The organism is Enterobacter sp. CCUG 70166 (assembly GCF_020224095.1).
GTDB classification, from domain to species: domain Bacteria; phylum Pseudomonadota; class Gammaproteobacteria; order Enterobacterales; family Enterobacteriaceae; genus Enterobacter; species Enterobacter intestinihominis.
This window is the reverse complement of record NZ_NRIQ01000067.1, coordinates 1-18620: the sequence shown is the minus strand read 5'-3', so window position 1 is coordinate 18620 and position 18620 is coordinate 1. Positions and strand designations below refer to the sequence as shown.

The window sequence follows — 18620 nt, the reverse complement described above, 5'->3', positions numbered from 1 at the left end:
TAATGCAAAGGGATCACAAACTGGCCCGGTGTAATTCGCCAGGATTGCCATAATCGTTAATGACTTTAAACGTCAGCGTATTGCCATTGGTCCCATTCGGTAACGGGAAACGAACTGAGCCTGAAGGCATTACGTACGTGACATCGTCAAGTTTTTTACCCCCGACCGTTATTTCATTGAAATTGATAACGTACGGCGTAGGGTTATTTACCTGCAGAGCATTTCCCGCACGATGCCAGGTTAATTTGTTGGTTTGTTCCTCAGGGGTAGACGCACGAAGGCTCTCTGGCCGATAAATAAGTTTAATCCGCGTTTTGACGGCAATTTGCAGCGAGTTCATCTGCTTTGAGGCTGATGGAATAGCTTTAATGTTCAGCCAGAATAAACTCTCCTGCCCCTGAGGCAGCGAGCCTGTCATGACAATACGCTCAAGGTTTTTTTGCCCGCCATCCAGCCGATACAGCGGAGGCGTAATAATAAAAGGCGCTTTACCGGATTGCCCATCCTGAACATCAATCCACGACTGGATTAAATAAGGAACGTCATCAGGATTGGTGATACTTATTGACGTTTCTTTTTTTGCCCCATCGAAAATAATGCGGGTGCCGCCAATAACTACTCCAGCACTGGCGGATGTTAATGTCAGCGATAACAGCGCCATCGCCAGGCCAGTTGTCGTTATAAAACGCATTTCAATACCTCATAAAACAAGGGGCCGGGAAGCCCCCTGCTAATTACTGCCAATGACTTAGTTGTAAACCACTGAGAAGTTCGCGACCGAGTTAGCCGGGCCCGCGGTCACGGACGCTGCGGTGGAGATATACTGCGCGTAGAAGTTCAGTGTATTATCAGCCGTACTGCTGAGCGCGTAGGTATAGCTGTTGCTGCCGTACAGCGGCAGATCGGCTTTATCTGCAGTCATCAGGTTAATCGCTACCCCTGTGGCCGCCCCCGCCACGGACGTATCAATCGCCAGCAGGCTGGCGTTGGTTAAATCCGGCGTACCGTCAAAACGGACTTTTGCATTAGTGACCGTCACAGGACAGTTTTTCAAAATAATATTAAACTGCGTCGCAGCCGTTCTGGCTCCCGCCGTCGGGAATTCCGTTTTATAATAATCGCCCAATACCACCACCTGGTTCTGAGATGCCACATCTACGTCGCAGGCAGAATCCAGAATATTTCCGTTAAAATTAACGGTACCTGCTGCTGCAAATGCATTGGTCATGGTGAGTACAGAACCTGCCGCTAACATTGCCATCATCAATTTTTTATTCATAATTCTCTTTCCTGTATTACTTTATTTATTACCGATATTCAGTTGCAGAAACAAAACCCCTTTCGACGAATCAAAATTTATACAACTCTTTTTCTACGCACAATCGATTTTAGGGTCTAGCTGTAGACTCTCTTTTAACAAAAACAAAACAAATTACTTTGGAAATATCTTAACAATAAAGTCCCCGGTCTACTTTTAGACCTAAGTCAAAAATGTTTCAAATTCAACTAATTAACACTCATTAATAGGCAAGTCTATAATTAGACTCGACGAAAATATTCCCTGACTAACTGTTTTTTAAGATAATTCTTTATGTCGATCAAAAAATGATCGCATCAGTGTCTGAGGCCTCTTATGAACACCCGTATTGCGCCCGTTTCAGGCAATGAAATAACAACAGTGCTTGGCGCTAAGCCTCTTAAGCACATTGAAAAAATAATCGATAATGTTTTGCCGCATACCGAAAGATGCATCATGGCTAAAGGTGAAGTCATCCATTATTATTCCGGTGATATCCGCCAGTGCTTTTTACTGTTACATGGCAGCGTGGCATTGCATCGTCGAGGTGACGGTATCGTCTTAAATTCCGAATCCGCACCTTTTATACTCGGCGTGAGCAGCCAGTTTTCTTCTGAGCACCTCTACGTCAGAGCGCTGGAAACTTCAGAGGTGGCTAGCGTTACGCTGGAGCGTTTTAATCACGTAGTCGCACAACAGAATTTATGGGAGTCCTTCTCGAACCTGCTGATCTATACCGCATCGCGCGTTTACGAACATTGTGCCCAGATATCGCAGATGTCGGCTTACGACATTATCCGCTTTCAGCTGGTAGAACTGATGCAGGAGCCGGAAGCCATAAGACAAAGCATTACCGCCGCAGCCTATATCAAAAGCCGCACCTATCTTTCACGCAGCGGCATTATGCGGATCCTGGCGGAGTTGCGGACGGGGAAATACATCACTATGGAGCGCGGCGTGCTAATCGAGATCCATCACTTACCCCGCAAGTACTGAGGCTGTTTTTATCTCTGGAGAAGGTGGAAAATAAGAGCGACACTATAGAAAGTACAGTCTCTTTCCAGGTTAACGCTATGTCTTCTGACAAACCATCGCATCGCGGCTCTCCCTATGCCCAGGAACTGATTTCCCACTTACAGCCGCACTGCGCCACGTATAAAACCGATCCCGGTGAGCAACTTGATCTCCAGGTTAACGGGCAGAGTATGTGTTATTTAATTCTCGAGGGCACAATCGCGGTATACAGAAGAAGCGACGACATGATGCTTACCACCGCGCGCAGTCCCGCCCTGTTTGGTCTCGCTAATCTGACGGACATATATTTTAACGATTATCTCAAAACGGTGACGCCATGCCTGATCGGCGTGCTAGCAACCGATCGGGTGGCAGAAGTTATCAAAGAGAAGGCGTTATGGGGGCTGCTTTCTAATCATCTGATGTTTGTCTATAACCGCCTTTATCACAACGTCATGCCGAAAGGTGCGCCAACGGCTTACGAGATGATTCGTCAGCAGCTCATGATGCTGATGCAGGAAGATGACAACTACCGACGCAGCGTGACGGCGGAAAGGTACATCCGGGATAAAACCCGGCTTTCCCGCAGCGGCGTAATGCGGATACTGGCTGACCTGAAAACGGGCGGGTTCATCGAAATGGAAGAAGGCCGGCTCATTAAAATTAACAAACTGCCTGCCAAATACTGAGTTTCAGACACAAAAAAGGCCGCGCGGGCGGCCTTTTCTTCACTGCTCAATGGACGTGAACGCCCAACCGCCAGGCAAAGTAGATCTCTTCTTTCAGCTCGTTTGAAGAGAGCGCCAGCAAATCCGTAAATTCCAGCTCAAGCTGTTTCAGCTTTTTCAGGTACTGCGCCGGAGACAGATTGCTTTTATCGCGACGTAAATATTCAATTGCCAGCTGTGTTGGGGTTATTTCAGTATCCATGATGTCCTCGCTTATGTTCAAAACGTGACCAGTATATCACAATCAGACGGCTAATTTTTGACCAAAAGCAAGACATTCGGAAACTTTACACAACGGCCGTCGTCAGTCTGGATGAACAACACAGGCGATCCTGCTCGTCCAGAATATCAATCTGCCACACCTGATGACGACTTCCGGCGTGCAGTGCGCGGCAAACACCGCGCACGCGCCCGCTGCGAACGGAGCGGATGTGGTTGGCATTGACCTCCAGCCCGACCACCTTCTGCTCCCCTTCCGTACACAGGTAACCTGCGACCGACCCCAGCGTTTCGGCCAGCACGACGGACGCGCCGCCGTGCAGCAGGCCAAACGGTTGATGAGTACGACTGTCTACTGGCATCGTCGCTTCAAGTTCGGTATCGCCAATGCGCGTAAACTGGATATCCAGCAAACCGACCATGTTTTCCGCACCCATGGCATTTAAGGCCTGCAGAGTGACCGCACGTTTCCAGATCATCCGATAATCTCCAGTAAAGCCTGCAAGGGATGGCGAACGCCGTTACCTTCCACCCGTTTCACCTGGCTGCGGCAGGAGTAGCCCGTCGCCAGACAGCGGTTACGCGGCAGGCGCTGCATTGCCTGGTGCCACGACAGCTCGTAAATGCCGAGCGAGTTAGCGTGGTTTTTGACTTCATGACCGTAGGTTCCGGCCATACCGCAGCAGCCCACGCTGACGCTTTCCAGCTTCGCGCCAAAGCGGGCGAAGATAGAAGCCCACTGGGCAGGCGCCGTCGGCAGCGCGGTCACTTCAGTGCAGTGCCCAAACAGGTACCAGGATTCTCCGCTGACCTCCTGAGGGGCCGTTTGCTTCAGCACCGCAGGCAGCCACTCATGCACCAGTAAGACCTGAAAATCACCGCGCTTATCGCCGAGCGTCTGCTTATATTCATCCCGGTAACAGAGCACCAGCGCCGGATCGACGCCCACCATTGGCATATCGAGCTGCGCCACGCGATTCAGGAAATCTGAAGTTTTCTGCGCGGTTTTCGCGAAGCGGGTCAGGAAACCTTTAATGTGCTGCGCCTTGCCGTTCGGCGAGAACGGCAGTACCACCGGCTGGTAGCCAATTTTCTCTGCCAGACGGACAAAATCAGCCACCACCTGTGCATCGTAATAGCTGGTAAACGGATCCTGCACCACCAGCACCACCTTCGCTTTCTGCTCAGGGCTTAATGCTTCCAGTTGTTCCAGGGTCATGTTCGCCGAGCGGTGCCCCACCAGCCGACGCTGGAGCGATGGCACCGACAGCAGCGGCAGATCCACCATGCCGATATGTTTTTCAGACAGTTTGCGCACCAGCGGCTGATTGATAAAGAAGTTAAAGGTTTTTGGCGCACGAGCCATTAGCGGCGCGTAACTCTCCACCGTTGCCACCAGATGATCGCGCATCGGGCGCAGATAACGCGTGTGGTACAGCTGGAGGAAGCGGGAACGGAATTCCGGCACGTCAATTTTAATCGGGCACTGGGTTGAACACGCCTTGCACGCCAGGCAGCCGGACATCGCCTCTTTCACCTCATGCGAGAAATCGTATTCGCCTTTATTCGCATGCCAGCTGTTGCGGGTCCGTTCGATGAGCCCGCGCAGGCTGGCGCGTTTTTCCGGCAGCTCCTGTTCCATCTTCAGCGGGTCAATGCCGCGGTCAGCCAGCAGGCGCAGCCATTCGCGCACCAGCGTCGCACGTCCTTTTGGGGAGTGGATGCGGTTGCTGGTGATTTTCATCGACGGACACATCGGGCTTTTCACATCGAAGTTGAAGCACAGCCCGTTGCCGTTGCACTCCATCGCGCCGCGCCAGGAAGCGCGAACCGCAATCGGAATTTGTCGGTCATAGGTGCCGCGCTTGACGGCGTCTACCTGCAACATCGGCGCATCAACGCCCTCTGGCGGGCAGATTTTACCCGGGTTAAGACGGTTATCAGGATCAAAAGCGGCTTTCACCTTACGCAGCTCGGCGTAGAGTTGTTCGCCAAAAAACGCCGGGCTGTACTCGGCGCGGAATCCTTTGCCATGCTCTCCCCATAACAAACCGCCATATTTGGCCGTAAGGGCCACGACTTCGTCGGAGATCTCCTTCATCAGGATCTCCTGCTGCGGATCACACATGTCCAGCGCCGGGCGCACGTGTAGCACACCCGCGTCAACGTGCCCGAACATGCCATAGCTCAGACCATGGCTGTCGAGCAGCGCACGAAACTCCACAATATAATCCGCCAGATGCTCCGGCGGCACGCAGGTATCTTCCGCAAACGGAATCGGCTTCGCCGCCCCTTTCGCGTTACCGAGCAGCCCCACCGCCTTTTTACGCATCGCGTAGATTCGCTCGATGCCGGAGAGGTCGTTACACAGCTGCCAGCCAATGACGCCGCCTTCCCCCTGTGCAATCAGCTCATCCAGACGCTGACAGAGCGTGCTCACCTGGCTCTCAATCAGCTCTGCGTCATCGCCGGCGAACTCGACGATGTTCAGACCGAGCATCTCTTTATCCGGCACGTCGGTAATCAGTTCGCTCACCGAATGCCAGACAATATCTTCCCGGGCCAGGTTCAGTACTTTTGAATCAACGGTTTCCACCGACAGCGCCCGCGCCTCCACCATAAACGGGGCATTACGCAGCGCGGAGTCAAAGGAGTTGTATTTGACGTTCACCAGACGGCGCACCTTCGGCAGCGGGGTGATATCCAGACGCGCTTCGGTGATAAAGGCCAGCGTACCTTCTGACCCGGTCAGTACGCGGGTAAGATCGAACTGGCTCAGATCGTCATTAAAGACATGGCGCAGATCGTAGCCCGTCAGGAAGCGATTGAGCTTCGGGAATTTGTCGAGGATCAGTTCGCGATTTTCGCGGCAGCGCTCCAGCACGGTGCGATAAATCCGTCCGCTGGTGGTGCTCTCTTTTGCCAGCGTTTCAGCCAGTTCGACCGGCAACGGCTGGGTATCGAGAATATCGCCCCCCAGCAGCACCGCCCGCACACCCATGACGTGATCGGAGGTTTTGCCGTAGACCAGCGAGCCCTGCCCTGAGGCATCGGTGTTGATCATCCCGCCAAGGGTTGCGCGGTTACTGGTGGAAAGCTCGGGCGCAAAAAAATAGCCATACGGTTTTAAAAACTGATTCAGCTGATCTTTGATTACCCCCGCTTCCACACGCACCCACCCCTCTTCCGGGTTGATCTCAATGATGCGATTCATATAGCGGGACATATCAACGATGATGCCCTGGTTCAGCGCCTGCCCATTGGTGCCCGTCCCGCCGCCGCGCGGGGTAAAGACCAGGGAGCTGAAACGCTCCTGCGACGCCAGACGGGCGATGAGGGCCACATCGGCGGTAGAGCGCGGGAAAACGACGGCATCGGGAAGAAGCTGGTAAATACTGTTATCGGTTGCCATCGTCAGCCTGTCGGCATAATCGGTGGCGGTATCACCTGTAAAACCCTGTTGCTCCAGTGCCTGCAAAAAATTAAGCACCAGTTGAACGACGCCCGGTGCCTGAGAAATCTGTGGGATCATTGCTGTCGACCCTAATGAGAATAGTGTGAAATCGTTTGCGTTGTGTCTGGAAAGTTTTATCACATTTTTTTCTTATGTGCTTCGTAGAATTACGGGCAAAATCCGCCTGTCAAAAATCGCTGAAATCACTAATGATTAGAGAGATGCGGTTTATATTCCCATCAGCCTTGCTGGTGTTCATTTAAGGAAAGTTTCGTTTATGGTCAATCTTCGTCAGCCCAGGGATGTCGCACAGATACTGCTGTCGGTGCTGTTCTTAGCCATTATGATTATTGCGTGTCTGTGGATTGTTCGTCCTTTCGTGCTCGGATTTGCCTGGGCCGCGACCGTCGTGGTCGCAACCTGGCCTTTACTCTTACGTTTGCAGAAACTGCTGTTTGGTCGCCGCGGCCTTGCCGTGCTGGTGATGACGCTGCTGCTGTTCCTGCTGTTTATTATTCCCATTGCGCTGCTGGTTAACAGCCTGGTTGACAGCAGCGGCCCGGTTATTCGCGCGGTCACCAGCGGTGACATGACGCTGCCGGATCTCGCGTGGCTGAACAGCATTCCTGTTGTGGGCGCAAAACTATACAGCGGCTGGCACAGCCTGCTGGAGATGGGCGGTAGCGCCCTGATGGCCAAAGTGCGCCCGTACATCGGCACAACCACCACCTGGTTTGTCGGGCAGGCTGCACATATTGGTCGCTTCATGATGCACTGTACGTTGATGCTGGTCTTCAGCGCCCTGCTGTACTGGCGCGGCGAGCAGGTTGCGCTGGGGGTACGCCATTTCGCCACCCGACTGGCAGGTAAACGCGGCGATGCGGCCGTGCTGCTGGCAGCCCAGGCCGTTCGCGCGGTGGCGCTCGGCGTGGTGGTCACAGCGCTGGTGCAGGCGGTGCTTGGCGGTATCGGGCTGGCGGTTTCCGGCGTACCTTATGCCACCATTTTCACCGTTGTCATGCTGATGACCTGTCTGGCACAGCTTGGTCCGCTGCTGGTGCTGGTTCCCTGCATTATCTGGCTTTACTGGACGGGGGACACGACCTGGGGCACGGTGCTGCTGGTCTGGAGTTGCGTGGTGGGCACCATGGATAACGTGATTCGTCCTCTCCTCATCCGCATGGGCGCTGATCTGCCGCTGATTCTGATCCTGTCTGGGGTGATCGGGGGGTTGATTGCCTTCGGCATGATTGGCCTGTTTATCGGTCCGGTGCTGCTTGCGGTAACCTGGCGTCTCTTCTCTGCCTGGGTGCATGAAGTGCCGCCACCCGGAACCGATCCGGACCTCATCTTAAGCGAACTTGAAGAGCTGGAAGATAAGAACGCGCAGTAAGAACCTTTGCCGGGTGGCGCTAACGCTTACCCGGCCTACACTCTTCGCAGGAATACTTAAACGTTGCTAAACTATTTATTCTCTGCGCACTGGTCAGACCCGCCTTTTCATGCCTAAAACCGTCATTCTCTTCAAGAAATCTTTACCTCCCTTTAACTATTGAGACGAATCCGATCGACTCATAAAGTTGGCATGCCTACTATTAAGACACGGTTATAAATCAACACCTTGATTTATAAGCATGGAAATCCCCTGAGTGAAACAACGAATTGCTGTGTGTAGTCTTTGCCCATCTCCCACGATGGGCTTTTTTTTATTTAACTTATGCTGAGCGCGCAGGATTTAGGCGTGTTTTAAACGAAAAAACCGTTCATTACAGACGAATGAATAGCGATGAAAGAGTTTTACTGTTTAGTTCCATTCGTCATAAGCATATGCCATTTCACTATCTTCTGAATATCTTTCTCGTACCGCCAGCTGTTCCTTTTACTCTGAATTATTAGTAGCCTCTGCCCGTTCATCAGCGCGAGCACGTTCACGTTGTAATGAGCATCACCACGTTTAAGGCGGCTGACCACTGCAGGAGCAGCGCCTGCACCTTTTTCTTCTGTCAATAATAGTTATGTGGGTTATTCTCCCGCCATAAGAAAAAAGATAAACGTCAAGGCAAGCACAGTAAATGATATAATAGCCAAACTGGCGTTCCTAAAAACGCCATCATTTAGCTTTATCTTTTATACTTTTTTCAACCTGAGCATGAAGATTCATGCAGTTTATATACCCTTCTCTACGCGCTGCGTTGACTTCCGTAGCGTGTCTTAACTCCATTGCTAACAACTTATCTTCCATGACAGAAAGGCGATAAATCAGGGCGCACACAATCATTAAAAGAATAATGAATAACACCGAAATATCTACAACCACTTAACCTCTCCAGTTACTTATTGAATCCTGAGTTCTGACGCTATGCACTGTAGGTCTTCGTTTTCCCTGCATTGCGTTGTCATGTAGCCGTTGCACAGGGAACTTAAATCAGACAGAGTCCGTATCTTCATTTAAATTTCATCTTTTATAGCTCATCAAACCTATCAGGCTATCTGGCGCAGTCCTGCAACCAGCAGACGGTGAGGAGTAGCTATATCAGTTCCAGGCTCAGAGCAAGGCGGCTAAGACTATTCTTATGCGAACTATTTTTTTAAGTTATTAGTGCTTTGTAAGTTCATTTTCCTCTTTTAATTGCTTGAAAGAGGACTCGCCTTTGTGGCCAGGCGAGTCCTGAATATTAATTTTTACAAATTTCACTCCTACTCAACATCTGCCATTCCCCCTCCAGCACCCGCGTCTCCCCGGTCACCTGCACGTTCACCACCTCGCGTATATCCGCCGAGGACGCGCCAACCTGTAGCTCAAATTCCCCTGGCTCGACAATCCGCTTCCCGTCCCGGCGGGTGAAATTAAACATCTCCACCGGCAGGGTAAAGGTCAGGGTGGCGTTTTCTCCCGGTGAAAGCGTAACGCGTTGAAACGCTTTCAGCTCCTGAAGCGGACGAACCTGCGTCGCGACTTTGTCACGCACGTACACCTGTATTACTTTGCTGCCGCTGCGCTCCCCGATGTTGCTGACATCGACGCTTAACACCACCTCTCCGTCGACCGGGACGTGGCTTTCAGCGAGACGCGCCGCACTCCAGCGAAACTGCGTCCAGCCAAGACCGTAACCGAACGGGTAAAGTGCGCCAAAATGGAACGCAAACGGCGTGCCGCCGCTTTTCAGCTTGTGGTTATAGTAGTACGGCATCGCCCCGGCGTTTTTCGGCACGCTGACTACCAGCCTGCCCTGCGGCTCCGCGCGGCCGGTTAAGATATCGGCAATCGCCCAGCCCCCTTCCTGCCCCGGCGCCCAGGCCATCATCAGCGCGGCCACCTTCTCTTCCAGCCCCTGAAGGTTATAAGGACGCCCGCCCGTCATGACGACAATTACCGGCTTGCCGGTTGCCACCAGCTCCTCAAGCAGCTCTTGCTGCACGCCCGGCAGATTTAGCGAATCGGTATCCGATCCTTCCCCCACGGTGCCGCTCTGGAATAGCCCGGCGAGGTCGCCCACGCAGGCCACCACCACGTCACTCTCTTTTGCCGCGCTCACGGCTTCGGGGATCAAATCCGTGCGTTGTGAAACCGGCGATTGCTGCATCGGTTTACCGCCGCTGTCGCCCGGGAACACCGGCGCACCCGCCATCCGTTTTTCGATAATGTGGCACCCTTTGGCGTAACGTACCTGTGATGCGCCAAGGTACTGTTCCAGCGCCGCGCGCGGGGTTGTCACCTGCGAGGTCTCTTCAACCATATCGCTGATGATCAGGTGAACCGGGAAGCTGTAGCCGCTCAGCAACGCCAGCGGATCGTCCGCCGTCGGCCCCACTACCGCTACACGGGGTTTTCCGCCGAGGGGCAAAATGCCGTTATTTTCCAGCAGCGTGATCGATTTTGTTGCCACCTCGCGCGCCACCTGCCGGGTCGCCTCATTCTGCAAATCGATACCTTCTTCGTCGGCGTACGGTTTTTCAAACAGCCCGAGACGGAATTTTTCACTTAGCACGCGCGCCACAATCTCATCCACTTTCGCCATTGAGATAAGCCCACGCTCTACCGCTTCCGCCAGATGACGCGCGCAGTCATCCTTCGGCAATTCCACGTCCAGCCCGGCGTTAAACGCCAGCGCCGCCGATTCTGCGGGATCGTGAGAAATCCCGTGGTGCTGGTGCAGCAGGCTTACGCCGCCGTAATCCGCGACAATAATGCCGTCGAAGCCCCACTGTTCACGCAGCACGGTGGTGAGCAGGAAATGGTCGCTGTGCCCTGGCTGATTATCGATGTCATGATAGGCTGGCATCACCGAACCGGCGTTGGCCAGCTTCACCGCCATCTCAAACGGCAGCAGGAAGGTATCGTTTAGCTCGCTGAAACCCAGATGGACCGGCGCATGATTGCGCGCCCCTTCGCTGAAGGAGTGCCCCACGTAATGTTTCAGGGTCGCCAGCAGATCGCGCTTATCGCCCTGCAACCCCTTCACGTACGCCGTCGCCATCACCCCTACCAGCCACGGATCTTCCCCAAAGGTCTCTTCCGTCCGTCCCCAGCGCACATCGCGCGAGACATCCAGCACCGGGGCCAGCCCCTGCTGGCACCCGACAGACCGGGCCTCGTTGCCAATCTGCTCCGCCGCGCGCTGCACCAGCGCCGGGTCCCAGGTGGAACCGTAGTTCAGCGACGACGGGAACAGGGTTGCATCTTTGCACAGCAGCCCCACCAGACACTCCTCATGAAACAGCGCCGGAATGCCGAGCCGGGTCTCCTCCATCATCATACGTTGCAGGCGGTTAGCGGCACGCACGCCGGTTTTTGCATCAACAATGTGCGTGCCGAGCGGACGGGTGATCTGCCCGACGCCCAGCTTCAGCCTTTCGCTGAGGGACGCCTGTTCGCTCACGCCGGCGAACTCATCGCTCAAATCGCTACGCTCGCGGTGGTTGCCGTGTTCATCGAGGATCAGCCAGTACGCGTGCATCTGGGCAAATTTCTCTTCCGGCGTCATACGCGCCAGTAAATCAGCGACACGCTCGTGTACGGGACGTCCCGCGTCCTTGTAGATCACAGTCATGGTTTACTCCTGTAGTGCGGATTGGGTTACCGGGCTGAGCTGCCCCGCATCGTTTCGAATGTCTCGCTTGCTGGCCAGCTCACGGGCAATGGAATCCACCAGTCGGCTGTTGAGTTTGTAGATAGCAAGGAGCGCCACCATGCAGAGGAACAGCGCGCAGGGGATCAGGGTGAAAAGGGCATTGATGGTTGCGAGGACGTGAGGCGCCTGGTTTGCCTGTCCGGGCGCGTAATCCACCATGCCCAGCACCCAACCGACTACCGCCCCACCCAGCGCCAACCCAAACTTGATGGCAAACAGGGCGGTAGAAAAGACCAGCCCGTCCAGACGGCGGCCGCTGCGGTGTTCTTCGTAGTCCACCACATCGGAGAACATGGTCCATTGCAGCGGCGTGGTCAGGTTCTGAATAAAACTAAACACAATATTCAGACCGAATATCAGCCACACCTGCGAAGGAGGAATGAAGAAAATCAACGCGCCAAAAATAACGAAAGAAATAATGGTCCACTGATAGGCACGTACGCGATCAAATTTCCCCAGCAGGCGTTCAGATAATAATGCGCCGCTTAAGGATGCCACCATGCCGGAAACAATAAAGGCAAAGACCAGTTCAGGACGTAACAGAACATAGTTAACGTAATACATGGTCGCAGAGCCACGCGTCACGACGGCGGTTAACAGTAAAATATTAAACAGAAAAACAATTCGCCACTGGTTGTTGGCGGCCAGCAGTTTTAAATCCGTCAGCATCGAGCCGGAGGTGTCATTGCGTGGCGAGTAACGCTCCCGGGTCATAAAGAAGCAGCAGAAGAATAAAACAATACCCAGCAGCCCCATCAGGCTCATGGCATAGAAATAACCTTTTTGCACATTCCCCTGACCTAATAATGAGACCAGCGGCAGCGCGATGACCGTTACAATCAACCCGCCGATAAACGACAGGCCAAAGCGCCAGGATTGCAGCGAGTGGCGCTCGCGCGGGTCGAGCGTCAGCGCGCCGGGCATGGCGCAGTATGGAACGTTAATCGCGGAGTAGATCAGGCTCAGGATGGCATAGGTTACGCAGGCATAGACAATTTTCGCCGTCTGCCCGGCATCCGGTACGTAGAAGGTAATCAGGCAGCTCACGCCAAACGGAATGGCAAACCAGAGTAGCCAGGGACGAAAACGACCGTGGCGGGTCTGAGTGCGGTCCACCAGCGCGCCAATGCACGGATCGACAAACGCATCGATCACGCGCACCACTAAAAACATGGTGCCCATAATGGCCGCCGGCAAACCGAATACGTCCGTATAGAAATACGCGAGAAATAACGTTGCCGTTTGCCAGACCAGCGCGCTGGCCATATCACCGAGGCCATAACCTATTTTATCTTTGGTACGTAATACAGAGGAGATTGTCATTGTTATTTGCCTTTTTATCAGGTTAAAACGTATTTCAACCAGTCGCGCATCATCCCGACGGATGTACGCGGTAAGGCTCAAGTATTAGCAACGCCCTGCCCACTAACAATTGTCTAAATTAACAGATAAATTATGATATTTGGTTTTTTGCTTTATTTGTGATGGTGAGCATATTCGCAGGAAAATAAAAAAGGCGAGGACAGATATCCTCGCCTTTTTCAGGTTATGCAGGTTTTACTTGTTCAGCTCTGCCAGGCTCAGCCAGGTTTGCACCACGGTGTCCGGGTTCAGGGAGAGGCTATCAATCCCCTCATCCATCAGCCAGGCCGCAAAGTCTTCATGGTCAGAAGGACCCTGCCCGCAGATCCCGACATATTTACCCTGTTTCTTCGCCGCACGGATGGCCATGGAGAGCAGCGCCTTCACCGCCTCGTTACGCTCATCAAACAGCTCAGAGACGACGCCGGAGTCGCGGTCCAGGCCGAGCGCCAGCTGCGTCATATCATTCGAACCAATGGAGAAGCCGTCGAAGTGCTCCAGGAACTGCTCGGCCAGCAGGGCGTTGGACGGAATTTCACACATCATGATGATCTTCAGCCCGTTCTCGCCGCGCTTCAGCCCCTGACGCGCCAGCTCATCCACCACCGCTTTCGCCTGATCCACGGTACGGACGAACGGGATCATGATTTCCACGTTGGTCAACCCCATGTCGTTGCGCACGCGTTTTACCGCTTCGCACTCCAGCGCGAAGCAGTCGCGGAAGCTTTCCGACACGTAGCGTCCGGCGCCGCGGAAGCCCAGCATCGGGTTCTCTTCTTCCGGCTCGTAGCGTTCGCCGCCCACCAGGTTGGCATATTCGTTGGACTTAAAGTCCGACAGACGCACGATCACGCGTTTCGGGTAGAAGGCCGCGCCGAGCGTGGCGATGCCTTCCGTCAGACGACCGACATAGAACTCTCTCGGCGAGTCGTAACCCTTCATCATCTCGCGGATTTCGTTTTGCAGCTTCGCGTCCTGGTCGTCAAACTCCAGCAGCGCGCGCGGGTGAACGCCGATCATGCGGTTGATGATGAATTCCAGACGCGCCAGGCCCACGCCTTCGTTCGGCAGGCAGGCGAAGTCAAACGCGCGATCCGGGTTACCGACGTTCATCATGATTTTCAGCGGCAGGTCCGGCATGGTATCCACGCTGGAACTCTTCACGCTGAAGTCGAGGATATCGGCATATACGTAACCGGTATCGCCTTCGGCACAGGAGACCGTCACGTTCTGGTCGTCCTTCATGCGTTCGGTCGCGTCACCGCAGCCGACCACCGCCGGGATCCCCAGCTCACGGGCGATAATAGCCGCGTGGCAGGTACGGCCACCGCGGTTGGTGACGATAGCAGCCGCTTTCTTCATGATCGGCTCCCAGTCCGGATCGGTCATGTCGGTCACCAGCACGTCGCCAGGCTGAATGCGATTCATCTCGCTGATGTCGTGGATCACTTTCACCGGACCGGCACCGATGCGGTGGCCGATTGCGCGGCCTTCCGCGACAATTTTGCCCTGCGCGTGCAGGGTGTAGCGCTCCATGACCTGACCGCGCGAACGGACGGTTTCCGGACGCGCCTGCACGATAAACAGCTTGCCGGTGTGTCCGTCTTTGGCCCACTCGATGTCCATCGGACGGCCATAGTGTTTTTCAATCTGCACCGCCTGCTTCGCCAGCTCTTCCACTTCGGCGTCGGTGAGCGAGAAGCGATCCCGCTGCTCCTGCGGCACATCTTCAATGGTGACCTGCTTGCCATGCTCTTGCGTCGGGGCATAGATCATGCGGATTTTTTTCGAGCCCATGGTGCGGCGTACCACTGCCGGACGGTTAGCCGCCAGCGTAGGCTTGTGCACGTAGAATTCGTCAGGGTTCACCGCCCCCTGCACCACCATCTCGCCCAGACCCCACGCGGAGGTGATAAACACCACCTGGTCGAAGCCGGATTCCGTGTCGATAGAGAACATCACGCCGGAAGAGCCTACGTCGGAGCGCACCATGCGCTGTACGCCTGCGGAGAGCGCGACGCCGCGGTGGTCATAGCCCTGATGCACGCGATAGGAGATGGCGCGGTCGTTGAACAGGGAAGCAAACACATGCTTCACCGCCACCAGTACCGCCTCGTAACCCTGAACGTTGAGGAAGGTTTCCTGCTGTCCGGCGAAAGAGGCATCCGGCATATCTTCCGCGGTAGCGGAAGAGCGCACGGCAAAGGAGGCCTGCGCGTCGTCAGCGGAGAGCTGGTTGTAGGCGTCATGGATGGCTTTTTCCAGTTCCGGCTGGAAAGGTGTGTCGATAATCCACTGGCGGATTTGCGCCCCGGCTTTGGCAAGCTCGGTGACATCATCAATATCCGTTTTATCCAGCAGGTCGTAAATGCGCTGGTTTACACCGCTCTGGTCTAAAAACAGGTTAAACGCATCGGCGGTTGTGGCAAACCCGTTTGGTACGGAGACACCCATACCGGACAGATTTGTAATCATTTCACCCAGGGAGGCATTTTTGCCCCCAACTCTGTCTACATCATTCATGCCGAGTTGGTTATACCAAAGCACCAGCGGTGACGAGCCATTGTTGGACATCGAAACAATCCTTTTGTGATATTTGATCGGAGTAAGAAACACCTGACTACGTATTTATACTGGCATATTTATTTCCGCTAAAAAAACGGTGAATCGTGTAAGCAATTTAAATTTTCAACTTTTCGGACAGTTTCCCCGCACTCGCTAACCCGATGATTCCTATAGATTCCGGCAAAAACCATAGAAATAACGCCGCTAATCAGAAAATGAAATCCACTTTTCAGGAAAATCAAAAACACCATTTCATTTTAAATTCAGATAAGTTCTTTACTGTGCAATTAACTTTTTTAATTTATGCTTTCAGGCAATTACGTACGCTATTCTGGGTGGATAAAATGGATAATGCTGTCGATCGTCACGTTTTTTATATTTCTGATGGGACGGCGATTACCGCCGAGGTGCTGGGACACGCGGTGATGTCGCAGTTTCCCGTGTCGATAAACAGCATCACGCTGCCGTTCGTGGAAAACGAGAGCCGGGCCAAAGCGGTCAAGGACCAGATCGACGCCATTTACCAGCAGACCGGTGTTCGTCCGCTGGTGTTCTATTCCATTGTGATCCCTGAGATCCGCAACATCATTCTGCAAAGCGAGGGCTTCTGTCAGGATATCGTGCAGGCGCTGGTTGCACCCTTGCAAAGCGAGCTGAAGCTCGACCCGACGCCGATCGCTCACCGTACCCACGGGCTGAACCCCGGCAACCTGACCAAATACGATGCGCGTATTGCCGCCATTGACTACACTCTGGCGCACGACGACGGGATCTCGCTGCGCAATCTGGACCAGGCGCAGGTCATTTTGCTAGGCGTGTCGCGCTGCGGTAAAACCCCCACCAGCCTTTACCTGGCAATGCAGTTTGGCATTCGCGCCGCTAACTACCCCTTTATTGCCGATGATATGGACAACCTGGTGCTGCCTGCCGCGCTCAAGCCGCTTCAGCATAAGCTGTTTGGGCTGACCATCAACCCGGAACGACTGGCGGCGATCCGCGAAGAACGTCGCGAGAACAGCCGCTACGCCTCAATGCGCCAGTGCCGAATGGAAGTCTCCGAAGTCGAAGCGCTGTACCGGAAAAATCAGATCCCCTGGCTGAACAGTACCAACTATTCAGTAGAAGAAATTGCCACCAAGATCCTCGATATCATGGGACTGAATCGCCGCATGTACTAATATGCTAGTACATTAATCCAGTTTCAGTTATTATCATGCCATCCTCGGGGCGACGTGCCCCGAACTTGAAATCAGCAGGGATTGGTTTAAGGTGATGCCCATCACTTCCCGGTAGTCTGCCGATGAAGCAAAAAATTTCTGAGACATTCCATGAACAAAACCGACGAACTGCGCACCGCGCGCATTGATAGCCTGGTCACCCCGGCTGAGCTGGCCCGGCTGCACCCCGTTTCCGCCGAGGTGGCGGACCATGTGACGGCCTCCCGTCGCCGCATCGAAAAAATTCTCAATGGTGAAGACAAACGTCTTCTGGTAGTAATTGGCCCCTGCTCCATCCACGACCTGGACGCGGCGATGGATTATGCACAACGCCTTCAGACGCTGCGCGGCACGTATCAGGATCGCCTGGAGATCGTGATGCGTACCTACTTTGAAAAACCGCGTACCGTCGTGGGCTGGAAAGGATTGATATCCGATCCCGATCTGAACGGTAGTTACCGGGTGAATCACGGCATTGCGCTGGCGCGCAAGCTGCTGTTACAGGTTAACGAGCTGGGCGTGCCGACCGCTACCGAATTTCTGGATATGGTGACCGGACAGTTTATTGCCGACCTCATTAGCTGGGGCGCGATTGGCGCGCGTACCACCGAAAGCCAGATCCACCGTGAAATGGCGTCGGCGCTCTCTTGCCCGGTGGGCTTCAAAAACGGAACGGACGGCAATACCCGCATCGCCGTTGATGCCATCCGCGCGTCACGCGCCAGCCATATGTTCCTCTCCCCGGATAAAAACGGCCAGATGACCATCTACCAGACCAGCGGCAACCCGTTCGGACATATCATTATGCGTGGCGGTAAAAAACCGAATTACCATGCAGAAGATATTGCCGCCGCCTGCGAAACGCTGGCGGAATTTGACCTGCCGGAGCATCTGGTGGTGGATTTCAGCCACGGCAACTGCCAGAAACAGCACCGCCGCCAGCTGGACGTCTGCGATGAAGTCTGCCAGCAGATCCGCAGCGGCTCGACCGCCATTGCAGGAATTATGGCGGAGAGCTTTATCAAAGAAGGCACCCAGAAGATCGTCGCCGAACAGCAAATGGTGTACGGCCAGTCGATTACCGACCCGTGCCTGAGCTGGGAAGACAGCGAACGGCTGCTGGAGAAGCTGGCTTCAGCCGTGGACACGCGCTTTTAAAATCCTGCCGGGTGACGCTGCGCTTACCCGGCCTACGGTACGTGCCCTTCTCCCTCTCCCCATGGGCTGAGGGATCCCCAGTAATTTTTTTATGCAGAAGCAATAAAGTTGCTTTCTAAATGACTGAGGGCTGTCAGCGATGCCCTGGTCCGGCTGTAAATCGCTGAGGCGTTTGCCTTCCGGCCGGGGCGAGGCGCAGGGATGCGCCGAGAGGGCGGCTTTACAGGGACGTTGCCTCCGCCCGTACCCGATAAGCCGGAAGGAATAAGCCGAGGGCACCGCGAAGCGGCGATTTACCGCCGGGAGCCCGGGTCGCCAGGGTGGTGGCGACTGAGCCACCCTGGCACGTTCACCGGTCATGTCGTTACAGAGTAGCAAGGAACATAAAGTGAACGGAATGACCACCACCGCCGTATGTTCCCCTCACCCTAACCCTCTCCCCGGAGGGGCGAGGGGATTGCTCAGTGCTCGCAT

General features: G+C 54.3%; 14 protein-coding genes and 1 other RNA gene. 6 read left to right on the top strand and 9 right to left on the bottom strand.

From position 1 onward, the window contains the following. Positions 1 to 13 precede the first annotated feature (13 nt). Complete coding sequence (locus CKK19_RS23435) at positions 14 to 691, bottom strand: molecular chaperone (RefSeq protein WP_063853917.1); 678 nt, start codon at positions 689 to 691, stop codon at positions 14 to 16. A 57-nt stretch (positions 692 to 748) separates the two neighbouring features. Next, positions 749 to 1279: a fimbrial protein gene (locus CKK19_RS23430; RefSeq protein ID WP_022647861.1), complete on the bottom strand. Its 531-nt coding sequence runs from the start codon at positions 1277 to 1279 to the stop codon at positions 749 to 751. 354 nt (positions 1280 to 1633) lie between these two features. On the opposite strand from CKK19_RS23430, the gene CKK19_RS23425 reads away from it, so the two are divergent. Together CKK19_RS23425 and CKK19_RS23420 are read left to right on the top strand one after the other, a co-directional pair. Then, a complete protein-coding gene (locus CKK19_RS23425) occupies positions 1634 to 2293 on the top strand; it encodes a winged helix-turn-helix transcriptional regulator (protein ID WP_022647860.1) in 660 nt (219 codons plus the stop codon). Positions 2294 to 2370: 77 nt separating this feature from the next. Continuing rightward, complete coding sequence (locus CKK19_RS23420; protein ID WP_045309069.1) at positions 2371 to 3000, top strand: helix-turn-helix domain-containing protein; 630 nt, start codon at positions 2371 to 2373, stop codon at positions 2998 to 3000. Between the two features lie 46 nt (positions 3001 to 3046). Here the strand turns inward: CKK19_RS23420 and CKK19_RS23415 are convergent, their stop codons facing one another. The 3 genes from CKK19_RS23415 to CKK19_RS23405 form a co-directional block, all read right to left on the bottom strand. Then, on the bottom strand, positions 3047 to 3241 hold the full coding sequence (locus CKK19_RS23415; protein WP_003857766.1) for a YdiH family protein: 195 nt from the start codon (positions 3239 to 3241) through the stop codon (positions 3047 to 3049). 85 nt (positions 3242 to 3326) lie between these two features. Further along, complete coding sequence (gene menI, locus CKK19_RS23410) at positions 3327 to 3737, bottom strand: 1,4-dihydroxy-2-naphthoyl-CoA hydrolase (protein ID WP_022647858.1); 411 nt, start codon at positions 3735 to 3737, stop codon at positions 3327 to 3329. Further along, positions 3734 to 6790, bottom strand: coding sequence for an FAD-binding and (Fe-S)-binding domain-containing protein (locus tag CKK19_RS23405; protein WP_063853918.1), 3057 nt, complete (start codon positions 6788 to 6790; stop codon positions 3734 to 3736). Before CKK19_RS23405 ends, menI begins: the two co-directional genes overlap by 4 nt. A gap of 199 nt (positions 6791 to 6989) precedes the next feature. Here CKK19_RS23405 and ydiK point away from each other — a divergent pair, with 199 nt between their 5' ends. Beyond that, positions 6990 to 8105, top strand: coding sequence for an AI-2E family transporter YdiK (ydiK, locus tag CKK19_RS23400; protein ID WP_022647856.1), 1116 nt, complete (start codon positions 6990 to 6992; stop codon positions 8103 to 8105). A 209-nt stretch (positions 8106 to 8314) separates the two neighbouring features. Further along, positions 8315 to 8422: antisense sRNA RprA (rprA, locus tag CKK19_RS23395), an RNA gene on the top strand. Positions 8423 to 8822: 400 nt separating this feature from the next. Here rprA and CKK19_RS23390 read toward each other — a convergent pair. The 4 genes from CKK19_RS23390 to ppsA form a co-directional block, all read right to left on the bottom strand. Then, positions 8823 to 9029 carry a hypothetical protein gene (locus tag CKK19_RS23390; protein WP_022647855.1) on the bottom strand — a complete coding sequence of 69 codons (207 nt, stop codon included), beginning with the start codon at positions 9027 to 9029 and terminating at the stop codon, positions 8823 to 8825. A 358-nt stretch (positions 9030 to 9387) separates the two neighbouring features. Next, positions 9388 to 11763, bottom strand: coding sequence for a glycoside hydrolase family 3 N-terminal domain-containing protein (locus CKK19_RS23385; protein WP_225455232.1), 2376 nt, complete (start codon positions 11761 to 11763; stop codon positions 9388 to 9390). Between the two features lie 3 nt (positions 11764 to 11766). Further along, positions 11767 to 13167 carry an MFS transporter gene (locus CKK19_RS23380; protein ID WP_023299919.1) on the bottom strand — a complete coding sequence of 467 codons (1401 nt, stop codon included), beginning with the start codon at positions 13165 to 13167 and terminating at the stop codon, positions 11767 to 11769. A gap of 234 nt (positions 13168 to 13401) precedes the next feature. Then, the gene (gene ppsA, locus CKK19_RS23375) at positions 13402 to 15780 is read right to left on the bottom strand and encodes a phosphoenolpyruvate synthase (RefSeq protein ID WP_023305974.1); all 2379 of its coding nucleotides are present in this window, start codon (positions 15778 to 15780) and stop codon (positions 13402 to 13404) included. A 335-nt stretch (positions 15781 to 16115) separates the two neighbouring features. On the opposite strand from ppsA, the gene ppsR reads away from it, so the two are divergent. Together ppsR and aroH are read left to right on the top strand one after the other, a co-directional pair. Continuing rightward, positions 16116 to 16949, top strand: a complete 834-nt coding sequence (ppsR, locus tag CKK19_RS23370) for a posphoenolpyruvate synthetase regulatory kinase/phosphorylase PpsR (RefSeq protein ID WP_017384644.1) — start codon at positions 16116 to 16118, stop codon at positions 16947 to 16949. Between the two features lie 150 nt (positions 16950 to 17099). Then, entirely contained in the window at positions 17100 to 18146 is a 1047-nt protein-coding gene (gene aroH / locus CKK19_RS23365; protein ID WP_063853920.1) for a 3-deoxy-7-phosphoheptulonate synthase AroH, read from the top strand. Positions 18147 to 18620: the final 474 nt, after the last annotated feature.